The organism is Streptomyces sp. NPDC031111 (assembly GCF_055570675.1).
Window position 1 is genome coordinate 42,249 of record NZ_JBVIGS010000018.1, and the last position, 13,811, is coordinate 56,059.

Here is a 13,811-nt window from a genome sequence, read left to right on the forward strand (position 1 = left end):
GTGATTAGCCCGTTTCGTGTTTGATTTGCGGTATATATCTGCCTAACGTGCGAAAAAGCTTGAACACATTCGTTCTGGCGATGTCTCCGAAGGGGAAGACGTGAACAAGGCGCAGCTCGTAGAAGCGATTGCCGACAAGGTGGGCGGCCGCCAGCAGGCCGCCGACGCCGTCGACCACGTACTGGACGCCATCGTCCGCGCGGTCGTCTCGGGTGAGCGGGTCTCGGTCACCGGCTTCGGATCGTTCGAGAAGGTCGACCGCCCGGCCCGCTACGCCCGTAACCCCCAGACGGGCGAGCGGGTTCGGGTCAAGAAGACCTCCGTTCCGCGCTTCCGCGCGGGCCAGGGCTTCAAGGACCTGGTGAGCGGCTCGAAGAAGCTGCCGCGCGGCGGCGAGGTCTCGGTCAAGAAGGCGCCCAAGGGCAGCCTGACCGGCGGCGCCTCGGCCACGGTGAAGAAGGCCGCCGCGAAGAAGACGACGGCCAAGAAGGCCGCCACCGCGAAGAAGGCCGCGGCCAAGAAGGCCCCGGCGAAGAAGGCCACCACCAAGACGGCGGCGGCGAAGAAGACCACGGCCAAGAAGGCGCCCGCGAAGACCGCGGCGGCGGCGAAGACCACCGCCGCGAAGAAGACGGCCGCCAAGAAGGCCCCGGCGAAGAAGGCGACGGCCAAGAAGGCCCCCGCCAAGAAGTCGACCGCGCGCAAGACCACCGCGAAGAAGACCACCGCCCGCAAGAAGTAGCGGGCTCCTTCCGCCCCCTCGGGCCAGCGGTTCACACGCGCCGGGCCGGACCCCCTCGGGAGTCCGGCCCGCGGTGTGTCGAAGGGGCCCGCGGCCGGGCCGGTCAGAACGTGTGGAGCGTCACCAGGGTGATCCGCCGGGCATCGCCCTCGCCCTCGGTCTCGATGCGCACCCGCTGCCCGGGACGCAGCAGCCTCAGGCCCCCCGCGTCGAACGCCGGGGCGTCGAAGGGCACCGGGGTGCCGTCGTCCAGGAGCACCTGGCCGCTGCGGTTCTCCGGGTCGTAGGTGTACGCGGTGGCCTGCATGTCCGCAGCCTACTGCTCCGCCGCCAGCAACCGCGCGGCGACCGCGGCCGTGTGGGGGCCCACCCCCAGCGCCAGCGCCGCCCGCAGATCGTCGCCGGTGTCCACGTCCTGCCGTACCGATTCCACCGTGTCCAGACACAGCTCCACGGCTCCGGACGCCCGGTGCCGGGCCCGTGAATCGGGGCCGAACGACGGGCGCAATTCCCGGCCCAGGCCCGCCGACAGCAATGTCGTGCCGGTCCCGGCCGAATCGGCGAGAAAAGCGCGCGGGAATTCGGCGGCCGTATCGAGAACGCGGGCCAGTTCCGGCGGACGGAGCGCCGGCAGATCGGCGTTGAGGGCCGCCACGGACGCCGCGCGCCGGGAACCGCCCACCACCGCCGCGGCGTGCGTGAGAGCCGCGTTGAGCCCGTCGCGCGGCGTGTCGGGGACGATTCCGGCGCCCAGCGCGGCCAGCTCACGGGCGGCCAGGGCGTCATCCGTGACGACCACCACATCCCGCACCGCCGGGCATTCCAGCGCGGCCGCCACCGTGTCCTGCGCGAAGGCGAGCGCGAGGCCCGGCCGCAGGCCGTCGTCCGCGGTGTCCGAGAGCCTGCTCTTGGCCTGGGCCAGCGGCTTCAGGGGCACCACCAAGGTCCACTGCACGAGTGTTGCGTCCCTCTCTTGTCGCGGCCATTGTCACCCGGCGCACCGGGTGGCCGGGGGGTCGGGGCGTACGGTGTTCTCGACAGACCGGCGGCCCGGGGCGACACTTGTGCGGCCCGCCTGGCCTCCGGGTCCGGGCCCTGGGCCCGTCATTCGGAAGAGGAAGGTGTACTCGTGCCGCGCCGCAGAATCGGCTTCTGGTACCGCTTCGCCGCGGTGATCTGCAAACCGCCGCTGGTGGTTCTGCTCAAGCGGGACTGGCGCGGAATGGAGAACATTCCGGCCGAGGGCGGATTTATCACCGCGGTGAACCACAATTCGCACATCGATCCCTTCGCCTACGCGCACTTTCAGTACAACACCGGACGCGTTCCGCGATTCCTGGCGAAGAGCGGGCTTTTCAACAAGGGATTCGTCGGCGCCGCGATGCGCGGCACCGGGCAGATCCCCGTCTACCGCGAGAGCACGGACGCGCTCAGCGCGTTCCGGGCCGCGATCGACGCCGTGGAGCGCGGCGAATGCGTCGCCTTCTACCCCGAGGGCACCCTCACCCGCGACCCGGACGGCTGGCCCATGACGGGCAAGACCGGTGCCGCGCGCGTCGCCCTCCAGACCAAGTGCCCCGTGATCCCGGTCGCCCAGTGGGGCGCCAACGAACTGCTGCCGCCGTACGCGAAGAAGCCCAGCCTCCTGCCGCGCAAGACCAGCCGCGTGCTGGCCGGACCGCCGGTGGACCTCGACCGCTTCTACGACCGGGAGATGACCCCGGAACTGCTCAAGGAGGCGACCGAGGCCATCATGGCCGCCGTCACCGCCCAGCTCGAGCAGATCCGCGGCGAGAAGGCCCCCGAGACGCCGTACGACCCGCGCCGTGAGCGGATCGAGCAGCGCCGCAGGACGCACACGCAGCGGCAGACCCGGCAGGACCGGACACGGGGCGCCAGGCCCACCGCGCGGGAAGAGGGGCTGGGTACGTGAGCGAGCCGGTCAAGGCGGCCGTCTTCGGCACCGGATCGTGGGGGACGGCCTTCGGCATGGTCCTCGCCGACGCGGGCTGCGACGTCGTGCTGTGGGGACGGCGCCCCGAACTCGCCGAGGCGGTCAACTCCACCCGCACCAACCCCGACTACCTGCCCGGGATCGAACTCCCGGAGAACCTGCGGGCCACCGCGGACGCCGCCGAGGCCGCGCGCGGCGCGGACTTCACCGTCCTCGCCGTCCCCTCCCAGACCCTGCGCGGCAACCTCGCCGAGTGGACGCCGCTGCTCGCCCGCGGCACGGTCCTGGTGTCGCTGATGAAGGGCGTCGAACTCGGCTCCGCGATGCGGATGAGCGAGGTGATCCACGACGTCGCCAAGGTCGGCGCCGACCGCATCGCCGTCGTCACCGGCCCCAACCTGGCCCGTGAGATCGCCGCCCGCATGCCGGCCGCCGCCGTCGTGGCCTGCACCGACGAAGCGGTGGCCCAGCGGCTCCAGACCGCCTGCCACACGCCGTACTTCCGGCCGTACACCAACACCGACGTCGTCGGCTGCGAGCTGGGCGGCGCCGTGAAGAACGTGATCGGGCTGGCCGTCGGCATCGCGGACGGCATGGGGCTCGGCGACAACGCCAAGGGCTCGCTCATCACCCGCGGGCTCGCCGAGACCACCCGGCTCGGCGTCGCGCTCGGCGCCGACCCGCTGACCTTCTCCGGACTCGCGGGCCTGGGCGACCTGGTGGCCACCTGCTCCTCGCCGCTCTCGCGCAACCACACCTTCGGCACCAACCTCGGCAAGGGACTCACCCTGGAGGAGACCATCGCGGTCACCAAGCAGACCGCCGAAGGCGTCAAGTCCTGCGAGTCGGTGCTGGATCTGGCCCGCCGGCACGGCGTCGACATGCCGCTCACCGAGACGGTCGTCGGCATCGTGCACGGCGGCAAGCCTCCCGTGGTCGCCGTCAAGGAGCTGATGTCGCGCAGCGCAAAGCCCGAACGACGCTGAGTGCTCCGCAGGTGACGCCTCGCAAGGGCCGTGCGGGCAGGCCGTCGATCGGGTGCGGCGCCGGGGTGGCTGGTCGCGCAGTTCCCCGCGCCCCTGAGCCCCGCAGCCTGCGGGCAGTCGTGCCGCTGGGGCGGCACGGGTGGGCGCAGGCGGCACCTCGTCGGCGCCGAGCGGCGCGACGCCCCCTGCGGCCGCTGGGCTGCCGGGGGCGGTTGTATGCCGGGTGCGGCCGGTCGGTGGGTGGTCGCGCGGTTCCCCGCGCCACCGAGGGCGCTGCCACTAGGTCGGTGCCGTACCAGCGGGTACTCTCAACGCGATATGAGCACCGAGAACAGCCCCCAGAGCCCCGAGCAGCCGTCCCGCAAGCCGCGTGTGGCCGTCGTGTTCGGCGGCCGCAGCTCCGAACACGGGATCTCCGTGGTCACCGCCGGCGCCGTCCTCAAGTCCATCGACCGGACCAAGTACGACGTCCTGCCGATCGGCATCACCCAGGACGGCCGTTGGGCGCTCACCGCCGACGAACCGGACCGCATGGCGATCAGCGACCGCCGTACGCCCAGCGTCGACCAGCTCGCCGAGTCCACGGAGGGCGGCGTGGTGCTCCCCGTCGACCCCGCCAGCCGCGAAGTCGTCTACAGCGAGCCCGGTTCGGTGCCCAAGGCGCTCGGCGAGGTCGACGTGGTCTTCCCGGTGCTGCACGGCCCCTACGGCGAGGACGGCACCCTCCAGGGCCTCCTGGAGCTCTCCGGCGTCCCCTACGTGGGCTCGGGCGTGCTCGCCTCGGCCGTCGGTCAGGACAAGGAGTACATGAAGCGGGTGTTCACCTCCTTCGGGCTGAAGGTCGGCCCGTACGTGGTGATCCGGCCGCGCGAGTGGGAGCGGGACGAGTCCGCCGCCCGCAAGAAGATCGTCGACTTCGCCGGCGAACACGGCTGGCCGCTCTTCGTGAAGCCCGCCCGCGCGGGCTCGTCGATCGGCATCACCAAGGTCGACGACCTCTCCGGCCTGGACGAGGCGATCGCCGAGGCCCGGCGCCACGACCCGAAGATCCTCGTGGAGGCGGCGCTGCGCGGCCGCGAGATCGAGTGCGGCGTGCTGGAGTTCGAGGACGGCCCGCGCGCCTCGCTGCCGGCCGAGATCCCGCCGCCCGACGCGCACGCGTACTACGACTTCGAGGCCAAGTACATCGACTCCACGCCCGGCATCGTGCCCGCGCCGCTGACCGAGGAGGAGACGGCCGAGGTGCGGCGGCTCGCGGTGGAGGCGTTCGACGCGGCCTCCTGCGAGGGGCTGGTGCGCGCGGACTTCTTCCTCACCGAGGACGGCGAGTTCGTGATCAACGAGATCAACACCATGCCCGGCTTCACGCCCATCTCGATGTACCCGCAGATGTGGCAGGCCACCGGCGTGAGCTACCCGGAGCTGGTGGACCTGCTGGTGCGGGCGGCGCTGCGGCGGTCGACCGGCCTGCGCTGAGCCGCCGCGGACGCGCGCCTCAGAAGGCGATCCCCTCGGGGATCGCCTTCTTCACGGCCGGGGCGAGATCGATCAGCACGCCCGTGCTGTCCCGCCCGTCGGTCACCCTGACCTCGACGTACGCCTCGCGGTTGGCCGTGGTGAAGCGGTACGCGTCGTCGCCCTGCCGCTCCATCAGCCAGTCGACCCCCTCGACCCCGCCCGGCACCGCGTCGGCGTCCTGGCCGTTGGCCACCTTGGGGTCGGCCATCTTCGGCGGCCGCTCCACACCGCACCGCAGTATGATCGCCACGCCGCCCCAGCCCGCGGTCAGTTCGGACGCGGGTTCGGGATCGTCGCGACTCTCACCGTCCACCTTCGCCGGCAGGGCCTTGTCCAGGTTCTGACACAGCTCGGTGACCTTCGCGTCCGGGCTGGGAACCGCCGCGGACGCGCTGTCGTCTGCTGAGGAGCAGCCCGCGGCGGTGATCAGCACCGCGAGCGCGGAGAGAACGGCGTGCCGGTGACGGAAGGAGTTCACCGGCACAGGGTAGACGGGGGCTACAGATGGACGACCGGGCAGGTCAGGGTACGGGTGATGCCGTCCACTTGCTGGACTTTGGCGACCACCATCCGGCCCAGGTCGTCGACGGTGTCGGCCTGGGCGCGCACGATCACGTCGTACGGTCCGGTCACGTCCTCGGCCTGGATGACTCCAGGGATCTTGCCGATCAGCTCGGCGACGGTCGACGCCTTGCCGACCTCCGTCTGGATCAGGATGTACGCCTGTACCACGGAACCTCCAGGGCGGCCACGAGGATCATGTGGGGAAAAGGAACGCCACGGTATCGCGTCGCCGCTCGTCGCGGGGAGACCTGCGGGAACCGGGCCTTGCGCGCCGGGGTACAGACACGAGAGAAGTTGACGGTCACTTCGACCGTAGCGAGGACTCGAATGAGTCGCGACCGGGCACGGACAGGGATAGAAGGGTCGAAAGGGAAATGAAGGGCACTGTTGGTGAGCTCGGGGAGTTCGGGCTCATCAGGGAGCTCACCTCCCGCCTCACCACCACCCCGGCGGTCCGGGTCGGCCCCGGCGACGACGCCGCGGTGGTCTCCGCGCCCGACCGCAGGGTCGTGGCCAGCACCGACATCCTGCTGGAGGGCCGGCACTTCCGCCGCGACTGGTCCACGGCCTACGACGTCGGCCGCAAGGCCGCCGCACAGAACCTCGCCGACATCGCCGCCATGGGTGCCGTGCCGACCGCGCTGCTGCTCGGCCTCGTCGTCCCGGCGGAACTGCCGGTGACCTGGCCCAGCGAGCTGATGGACGGACTGCGCGACGAGTGCCAGGTCGCGGGCGCCGCGGTCGTCGGCGGTGACGTCGTACGCGGCGACACGATCATGGTGTCGATCACCGCGCTCGGCGATCTGCGCAACCAGGAGCCCGTGACCCGGGGCGGGGCACAGCCCGGTGACCTCGTCGCGGTGACCGGCTGGCTGGGCTGGTCCGCGGCCGGGCACGCGGTGCTCTCCCGGGGCTTCCGCTCGCCGCGTGCCTTCGTCGAGGCGCACCGGCGCCCCGAGCCGCCGTACCACGCGGGACCGGCCGCCGCCGGGCTGGGGGCGACCGCGATGTGCGACGTGAGCGACGGGCTGATCGCCGACCTCGGGCACATCGCCGAGGCCAGCAAGGTGCGCATCGACATCCGCTCCGGGGCGATCGACATCCCCTCGCAGATGAACGACATCGGTCAGGCCGTCGGCGTCGACCCGATGCAGTGGGTGCTGACCGGGGGAGAGGACCACGCGATCGTGGCGACCTTCCCGCCGGACGTGAAACTGCCCGCCCGCTGGAAGGTGATCGGCGAGGTGCTCAACCCGTCGGCGCTGCCCCAGGTGACGGTCGACGGGGCCCCCTGGACCACCCAGGGCGGCTGGGACCACTTCGGGGACATCGAGTCATGAGCGCGCCGCCGAGGGTCCTCACCGTGGCCGGCTCCGACTCGGGCGGCGGCGCCGGCATCCAGGCCGATCTGAAGACGATGCTGGCGCTCGGTGTGCACGGCATGAGCGTGCTCACCGCGGTGACCGCGCAGAATTCCCTGGGTGTGCAGGGCGCCTGGGAGCTGCCCGTGGAGGCGGTGCGGGCCCAGTACCGCAGCGTCGTCGACGACATCGGGGTGCAGGCGGTCAAGACCGGCATGCTCTCCTCCACCGAACTCGTCGAGGCGGTGGCCGACTTGATCGCCGGCACGGACGCGCCGGCGGTCGTCGACCCGGTGGGGGTCTCCAAGCACGGGGACCCGCTGCTGGCGGCCTCCGCGCTGGACTCCGTACGGACGCGACTGCTGCCGGTGGCGACGGTGGCCACACCCAATGTGGACGAGGTGGCGCAACTCACCGGCGTACGGGTCGAGTCGGAAGACGATCTGCGCCGGGCGGCGGAGGCGGTGCTGGCGTTCGGGCCGCGCTGGGTGGTGATCAAGGGCGGCCACCTGTCCGGTGACGCCGTGGATCTGCTCACCGACGGGTCCGAGGAGCACTGGCTGCGTGCGCCCCGGCACGACAACCGCCACACCCACGGCACGGGCTGCACCCTCGCGTCGGCGATCGCGTCGGAGCTCGCGAAGGGCAGCGCTGTCCCGGAGGCGGTGGCGGCGGCCAAGTCGTATGTCACCGGAGCGATCGCGTCGGGCTTCGCCCTCGGCGCGGGTATCGGCCCGGTGGACCACGCCTGGAACCTGGACCGAGGTCCGTCGGCACCGCCGCGTGGTTCCAGCAGGAAGGGCTGAGGACCCCGGAGGTCACCCGGTCCCGAGCCGGATCTCCCGTCCCCGCCAGCGCGCCCGGAGCCAGCGGTCGTGGCCGGCGAGCACGATCGCGCCGGGCCCGGTGCCCATCGCGTCCTCCAGTTCGTCGCACAACCGCGGCGACAGGTGGTTGGTGGGCTCGTCGAGCAGCAGCAACTGCGGCGGCCGGGCCACCAGCAGCGCCAGCGCGAGCCGCCGGCGCTGCCCGACCGAGAGCCGGCCGACCGGCCTGTCCAGGTCCTCCTCGTGCAACAGACCCAGGGAGACCAGCGGCACCGCCTCGGCCCGCTCGGCACCAAGCACCAACTCGTAGGTGCCCCGGACGGACCGGTCCGGCCGATCGAAATAGGTGTCCTGGGTGAGCAGCCCCACGGTCAGCCCGCGCCGCCGGCGCACCTCGCCCTCGGGTGCGAGCCGTCCGGCGAGCACCGCCAGCAGCGTCGACTTCCCGGTCCCGTTCCCACCCGTCACCAGCAGACGGTCGGTCGCCGACACCTCCGCACTCACCGGTGCGAGCCGGTCCGGGACCCGGACCCCGTCCAGGGAGACCAGCGGACCGTCGCCCTCCGCCGCCGGTACACAGAGCGCCGTGCGCGCGAACCGCAGCGGCTCCGGAGGCTCGCCGACCCGGGAGCGCTCCAGTTCCTCCAGACGCCGGGTGGCGTCGCGCACGCGCCGGGAGATCTGGCTCTGCACCCGGCCGGCGCGGTGCCCGTACCCCATCTTCTCGTTGTCGCGCGGCCCCCGGTCCGGTGCGAGTCGGTGCGCGGTGACCCCGGCGGAGACCCGCAGCGCCGCCCGCTTCTCCTCCTCCTCGGCCCAGCGCCGCTCCCAGCGTTCCCGCGCGGCACGTTTCGCGGCCAGGTAGGCGCTGTAGTTGCCGCCGTACCGGACCGGTCCGTCCACCGCGGGGTCGAGGTCGATCAGGTCCGTGCACACGGCGTCCAGGAAGGCCCGGTCGTGGCTGGCCACCACGACGGTCCCGGGCAGGGCGCGCACCAGTTCCTCGACGAAGACGGCGGCCTCGTCGTCGAGATGGTTGGTCGGCTCGTCCAGCAGCAGCGCGGAGGGCCGCCGGATCAGCAGAGCGGCCAGCGCGAGCCGGCCGCGCTGCCCGCCGGACAGCGACCCGAGCGTCCGGTCGTGCCCGACGGCACCGAGGCCGAGTCCGTCGAGCACGAGCGCGGCACGCCGGTCGGCGTCCCACGCCTGACGGTCCTGGGCCCGTTCCAGCCGGAGGGCGTACGAGTCGAGCAGGCCGGCGTACTCGGCGGAATCCTGCCCGGTGTGCGCGAGCCGTTCGGTGAGCCGTTCCAACTCGGCGAGGTCCTCCCGGTCCTCGCGCAGGGCGTCGTCGAGCACGCCGGCGACGGTGGCCTCGGTGTCGTACGGCGGCTCCTGCTGGAGGAAGCCCAGGTCGGGCGGGCGGCTGACGCGGCCGGCGTCGGGTTCGTCCGTCCCCGCCAGAAGGCGCAACAGGGTCGACTTGCCGGCGCCGTTCTCCCCGATCAGCCCGATGCGCTGCCCGGGCGAGGCGGTCAGGGAGACACCGTCGAGGACGCGTCGGTCCCCGAGTGTGCGGACGAGGTCGTGGGCGAGCAGAGCGGGCTGGGGCATGCGGTTCCGTCCGGGGGTTGATCGGTGGTGGGCCCGCGGGGCGGCACGCCTCGGCGCGGGCCGGGTCGACACGCCGGCGGCTCACACCTCGGGAGCCCTGGTCTCCGTCAGTTCGCCGTCGGCGAGCCGCAGCCACCGGTCCACGCCGATCTCGCGCAGGAACCGCTCGTCGTGGCTGACCACCACGAAGGCCCCCTGGTAGGAGCCGAGGGCGCTCTCCAGATGGCCGGCGCTGACCAGGTCGAGGTTGTTGGTCGGCTCGTCCAGGAGGAGCAGGTGCGGAGCGAGGTCCGCGCACAGTACGCAGGCCAGGGTGGCGCGCAGCCGCTCTCCCCCGGAGAGCACCCCGACGGGCAGATGGGCCCGGGACCCCCGGAAGAGGAAGCGGGCGAGCAGGTTCATCCGCTCGGCCTCCGGCCGCGTCGGGGCGAAGACGGCGAAGTTCTCCGCGACCGTTCGGTCCAGGTCGAGCAGGTCGAGGCGCTGCGAGAGGTGGGCGATGCGGCCGTCGGCACGCCTGATCTCGCCGCTGTCCGGTGCCAGATCGCCGTTGAGCAGGCGCAGCAGCGTGCTCTTGCCCGCGCCGTTGGGACCGGTCAGCGCGATGCGCTCCGGGCCGCGGACCGTCAGGTCGACGCCCTGGTCGGCGAACACGTCCTGGTCGCCGAGGCGGACGCGGAGCCGTTCGCCGAGGAACAGGGTGCGTCCGGCGGGCACGTTCGTGTCCGGCAGGTCCAGGGCGATGCGCTGTTCGTCGCGCAGGGCACGCGCGGACTCCTCCAGCCGGGCCTGCGCCTCGCCGACCCGGCCCGCGTGCATCTGGCCGGCCCGGCCCGCGGACGCCTGCGCGCTCCGCTTCATGTTGCCGGCGAAGATGCGGGGCAGACCGGCGCTCTTCAGATTGCGGGCGGCGTTGCTCGCGCGGCGGTCGGCGCGCTCACGGGCCTGCTGCATCTCCCGCTTCTCGCGCTTCAGCTCCTGCTCGGCATTGCGGACGCTCCTCTCGGCGGCCTCCTGCTCGGCCCGCACGGCTTCCTCGTAGTCGGTGAAGTTCCCGCCGTAGAAGCGCAGTTCGCCACGTTCGAGCTCGGCGATGCGTTCCATGCGGTCGAGCAGGGCGCGGTCGTGGCTGACCAGGAGCAGGCAGCCGTTGAAGTCCTCCAGCGCGTCGTAGAGCTTGTGCCGGGCGTCGAGGTCGAGGTTGTTGGTGGGCTCGTCGAGCAACAGCACGTCGGGGCGCTTCAACAGCTGGGCGGCGAGGCCGAGGGAGACGACCTGGCCGCCGCTGAGGGTGCCGAGGTCGCGGTCCAGGGTGAGGTCCGCCAGGCCGAGGCGGTCGAGCTGGGCACGGGAGCGTTCCTCGATGTCCCAGTCGTCCCCGATGGTGGTGAAGTGCTTCTCGTCGACGTCACCGGACTCCACGGCGTCGATGGCCCGGATGACCGGGGCGACGCCCAGCACCTCGGCGACCGTGAGATCGCCGGTCAGGGGGAGGTTCTGCGGGAGGTGGGCGAGGGTGCCGGACACGGAGACCGACCCGGCGCGGGGCCGGAGTTCACCGGCGATGAGCTTGAGCAGCGTGCTCTTGCCGGTGCCGTTGGGCGCGACGAGCCCGGTGCGGCCGGCACCCACGGAGAAGGACAGGTCCTGGAAGACGGGGGAGTCGTCGGGCCAGGCGAAGGACAGGTTCGAGCAGACGACAGTGGCGTTGGCCATGGAGGTGACCTCGTGAGGCGGGGGCAGCGCAGACACGTCTGCCCCGGTGGCAGACAAGGGAAGAGGGGACGACAGCGAGGCCACGTCGGCGGTGCTTCCACGCACCGGCCGGTGGCCTGTCGGGTCCGGGTATCACCCGGAGATGTCGTCGTCCACCGCCATGTCCGGTCTCCTCAACGAGCGATCAACGTCTCCCTCAGGCTAACAGCAAGGGGCGCGGGGCCGTGGTACGACGGGTGGGCGGACACCCGCACCGGCACAGCAAGAAGCCGGCCCACCCAAAGGTGGACCGGCTGTTGCGGCGAAACCAGCTATGGCCGCGCGCTCAGCGAAAGCGTCAGCGCGAGACCTTGCCGGCCTTGATGCACGAGGTGCAGGCGTTCACGCGCTTCGGCGTCCCGCCGACCACGGTACGCACACGCTGGATGTTCGGGTTCCAGCGGCGGGACGTACGGCGGTGCGAGTGCGAGATGTTGTTGCCGAAGCCCGGCCCCTTGCCGCAGACGTCGCAGTTGGCAGCCACGGGTCACTCCAAAGACTTCAGATGCACTTACGGTTGATCCCGGCATGCCGGGATCAAGATCCCGGGCTCCAGGAGCCCTGTTGGAATCTGAGTGGCGTTGCCAGGGGAGAGGCCCGATCGGATCGGGCAACCGGAGCAGCATACAACGGCTGCACCCGTAGAACGAAACTACCATGGCAGCTCAGGGCCCGCTCCCGGCCCTCTTCCGGTGGGCGGCGCCCCACGGTCTACGCTGCCTGCCACGTCCAGCAGCTCAGGGAGGCGCAGGTGGCGCAGGTGCCGCAGACATTCTTCGATGCTCTCGCGGTGCGTTCCTGGTGCGGTCTCGCGCTCGATGCGCTGGGCCGGTCCCGTGAGGAGATCGACGCGATCAACGTCTATCCGGTGGCGGACGGCGACACCGGGACGAATCTCTATCTGACCGTCGAGTCGGCGACCGCGGCGGTGGAGGCGGTGTTCGCGGGGCACGAGGCCGGCGGAGAGCAGCCGCCGGCGCTGGCCGACGCGGTACGGGCGATGGCGCACGGCGCGCTGATCGGCGCCCGCGGGAACTCCGGGACGATCCTCGCGCAGCTGCTGCGGGGCATGGCCCAGGTGCTGGCCGGGGACGCGGCCCCCGCCCACGCCGACGGGGAGGGGCTGCGGCTCGCCCTGCGGCACGCGGCCGACTCCGCGCGGCAGGCGGTGGCGCACCCCGTCGAGGGCACGGTCCTCACCGTCGCCTCGGCCGCCGCCGACGCGGCCGGCGGTACGGAGGGCGACTGCGGGGCGGTGGCGCGGGCGGCCTACGAGGGGGCCCGCGCCGCCCTCGCCGAGACACCGGACCGGCTGGACGTCCTCCGGCGCGCGGGGGTGGTGGACGCGGGCGGCCGAGGGCTGCTGGCGGTGCTCGCGGCACTGGTGGAGACGTTCACGGGGGAGGCGCCGCGCGGGATGCCGGCGGTGGGCGGGCCGTGGAGCGGCTCCGTACGCACCGCCGGTCCCGTGCCGCACGCGCGCGTGGAGCACGTGGACGCGCGGGCCCACGGCTCCGGCGCCGAGTGCGCCGACGGCGGTGCCGCACCGGCCCCCGGGGGCCCCGCGTTCGAGGTGATCTATCTCCTGGAGGCCGAGGACGCGGCCGTTGCGCGGCTGCGGGAGCGGCTCGACGGGCTGGGCGACTCGCTCGTCGTGGTCGGCGGGGACGGACTGTGGAACGTCCATGTGCACGTCGACGACGCCGGCGCCGCGGTGGAGGCCGGTGTCGAGGCCGGGCGGCCGTACCGGATCCGTATCACCCACTTCGGCGCGGGGGACGTCCACACGACCGGGGCCGAGCCGGCGGCGCCCGGGGAGCGCGCCCAGCGGGCCGTCGTCGCCGTGGTGCCCGGCGAGGGCCTGGCGGGGCTGTACACCGAGGCCGGGGCGACCACCGTGCTCGCCCGCCCCGGGGAGCCACCGGCGAGCGGTGAGCTCGTCCAGGCCGTACGGCGGGCGCACGCGCGCGAGGTGGTGCTGCTGCCCAACGACGCCGACCTGCGCCACACCGCCGCCGCGGCGGCCGAGCAGGCCCGCGCGGAGGGCATCCGGGTGGCGCTCATCCCGACCCGCTCCGCGGTCCAGGGCATCGCCGCGCTCGCCGTGCACGAGCCGGAGCGCCGCTTCGACGAGGACGTCGTGGCGATGACGTCGGCGGCGGGCGCGACCCGCTACGCCGAGGTCACCGTCGCCGAGCGCCAGTCCTGGACCATGGCGGGCATCTGCCAGGCCGGGGACGTCCTCGGCCTCGTCGACGGCGACGTGGCCGTGATCGGACAGGACCTCACGGCCACCGCCGAGGCGGTCCTCGACCGCATGCTGGCGGCCGGCGGCGAACTGGTCACCCTGGTCCTCGGCGACGAGGCCCCCGAGACCGTCGCCGCCCACCTGGAGGCCCGGGTGCGCGAGGGCTACCTCGCCGTCGACACGGTGACCTACCGCGGCGGCAGACAGGGCGCCCTGCTCCTCATCGGCGTCGAGTGACCTCC

At 72.7% G+C, this 13,811-nt stretch carries 14 protein-coding genes; 7 read left to right on the forward strand and 7 right to left on the reverse strand.

The annotated features are described in order from the left end of the window. The first annotated feature begins 100 nt into the window (after window positions 1-100). Window positions 101-742 carry an HU family DNA-binding protein gene (locus ACZ470_RS30675; protein ID WP_468432445.1) on the forward strand — a complete coding sequence of 214 codons (642 nt, stop codon included), beginning with the start codon at window positions 101-103 and terminating at the stop codon, window positions 740-742. Between the two features lie 103 nt (window positions 743-845). Here ACZ470_RS30675 and ACZ470_RS30680 read toward each other — a convergent pair whose 3' ends face one another. Both ACZ470_RS30680 and cofC read right to left on the reverse strand, forming a co-directional pair. Beyond that, complete coding sequence (locus ACZ470_RS30680) at window positions 846-1,049, reverse strand: hypothetical protein (protein WP_468432447.1); 204 nt, start codon at window positions 1,047-1,049, stop codon at window positions 846-848. 9 nt (window positions 1,050-1,058) lie between these two features. After that, the gene (gene cofC / locus ACZ470_RS30685) at window positions 1,059-1,697 is read right to left on the reverse strand and encodes a 2-phospho-L-lactate guanylyltransferase (RefSeq protein WP_468432449.1); all 639 of its coding nucleotides are present in this window, start codon (window positions 1,695-1,697) and stop codon (window positions 1,059-1,061) included. 174 nt (window positions 1,698-1,871) lie between these two features. Between cofC and ACZ470_RS30690 the strand changes: the two genes are divergently transcribed. The 3 genes from ACZ470_RS30690 (at window position 1,872) to ACZ470_RS30700 (ending at window position 5,158) form a co-directional block, all read left to right on the forward strand. Continuing rightward, a complete protein-coding gene (locus ACZ470_RS30690; protein WP_468432451.1) occupies window positions 1,872-2,675 on the forward strand; it encodes a lysophospholipid acyltransferase family protein in 804 nt (267 codons plus the stop codon). Then, window positions 2,672-3,682 carry an NAD(P)H-dependent glycerol-3-phosphate dehydrogenase gene (locus tag ACZ470_RS30695; RefSeq protein WP_468432453.1) on the forward strand — a complete coding sequence of 337 codons (1,011 nt, stop codon included), beginning with the start codon at window positions 2,672-2,674 and terminating at the stop codon, window positions 3,680-3,682. The genes ACZ470_RS30690 and ACZ470_RS30695 overlap by 4 nt, the downstream gene beginning before the upstream one ends. 318 nt (window positions 3,683-4,000) lie before the next feature. Further along, window positions 4,001-5,158, forward strand: a complete 1,158-nt coding sequence (locus tag ACZ470_RS30700) for a D-alanine--D-alanine ligase family protein (protein ID WP_468432454.1) — start codon at window positions 4,001-4,003, stop codon at window positions 5,156-5,158. A gap of 19 nt (window positions 5,159-5,177) precedes the next feature. Here ACZ470_RS30700 and ACZ470_RS30705 read toward each other — a convergent pair whose 3' ends face one another. Both ACZ470_RS30705 and ACZ470_RS30710 read right to left on the reverse strand, forming a co-directional pair. Continuing rightward, window positions 5,178-5,678, reverse strand: a complete 501-nt coding sequence (locus tag ACZ470_RS30705; RefSeq protein WP_468432455.1) for a DUF3515 domain-containing protein — start codon at window positions 5,676-5,678, stop codon at window positions 5,178-5,180. A gap of 20 nt (window positions 5,679-5,698) precedes the next feature. Beyond that, window positions 5,699-5,932 carry an Lrp/AsnC family transcriptional regulator gene (locus tag ACZ470_RS30710; protein WP_037933238.1) on the reverse strand — a complete coding sequence of 78 codons (234 nt, stop codon included), beginning with the start codon at window positions 5,930-5,932 and terminating at the stop codon, window positions 5,699-5,701. Between the two features lie 206 nt (window positions 5,933-6,138). On the opposite strand from ACZ470_RS30710, the gene ACZ470_RS30715 reads away from it, so the two are divergent. Further along, window positions 6,139-7,104, forward strand: a complete 966-nt coding sequence (locus ACZ470_RS30715) for a thiamine-phosphate kinase (RefSeq protein WP_030866190.1) — start codon at window positions 6,139-6,141, stop codon at window positions 7,102-7,104. Beyond that, window positions 7,101-7,931, forward strand: a complete 831-nt coding sequence (gene thiD / locus ACZ470_RS30720) for a bifunctional hydroxymethylpyrimidine kinase/phosphomethylpyrimidine kinase (RefSeq protein WP_468432458.1) — start codon at window positions 7,101-7,103, stop codon at window positions 7,929-7,931. Before ACZ470_RS30715 ends, thiD begins: the two co-directional genes overlap by 4 nt. 12 nt (window positions 7,932-7,943) lie before the next feature. Here thiD and ACZ470_RS30725 read toward each other — a convergent pair whose 3' ends face one another. The 3 genes from ACZ470_RS30725 to rpmB form a co-directional block, all read right to left on the reverse strand. Beyond that, window positions 7,944-9,566, reverse strand: a complete 1,623-nt coding sequence (locus ACZ470_RS30725; RefSeq protein WP_468432460.1) for an ABC-F family ATP-binding cassette domain-containing protein — start codon at window positions 9,564-9,566, stop codon at window positions 7,944-7,946. Window positions 9,567-9,647: 81 nt separating this feature from the next. Continuing rightward, window positions 9,648-11,282, reverse strand: coding sequence for a ribosomal protection-like ABC-F family protein (gene abc-f, locus ACZ470_RS30730; RefSeq protein WP_468432462.1), 1,635 nt, complete (start codon window positions 11,280-11,282; stop codon window positions 9,648-9,650). Window positions 11,283-11,619: 337 nt separating this feature from the next. Further along, window positions 11,620-11,805 (reverse strand): 50S ribosomal protein L28, encoded by a 186-nt coding sequence (gene rpmB / locus ACZ470_RS30735; protein WP_003993230.1) that lies wholly within the window; start codon window positions 11,803-11,805, stop codon window positions 11,620-11,622. 267 nt (window positions 11,806-12,072) lie between these two features. Between rpmB and ACZ470_RS30740 the strand changes: the two genes are divergently transcribed. Beyond that, complete coding sequence (locus ACZ470_RS30740) at window positions 12,073-13,806, forward strand: DAK2 domain-containing protein (RefSeq protein ID WP_468432464.1); 1,734 nt, start codon at window positions 12,073-12,075, stop codon at window positions 13,804-13,806. The last annotated feature ends 5 nt before the right edge of the window (window positions 13,807-13,811 follow it).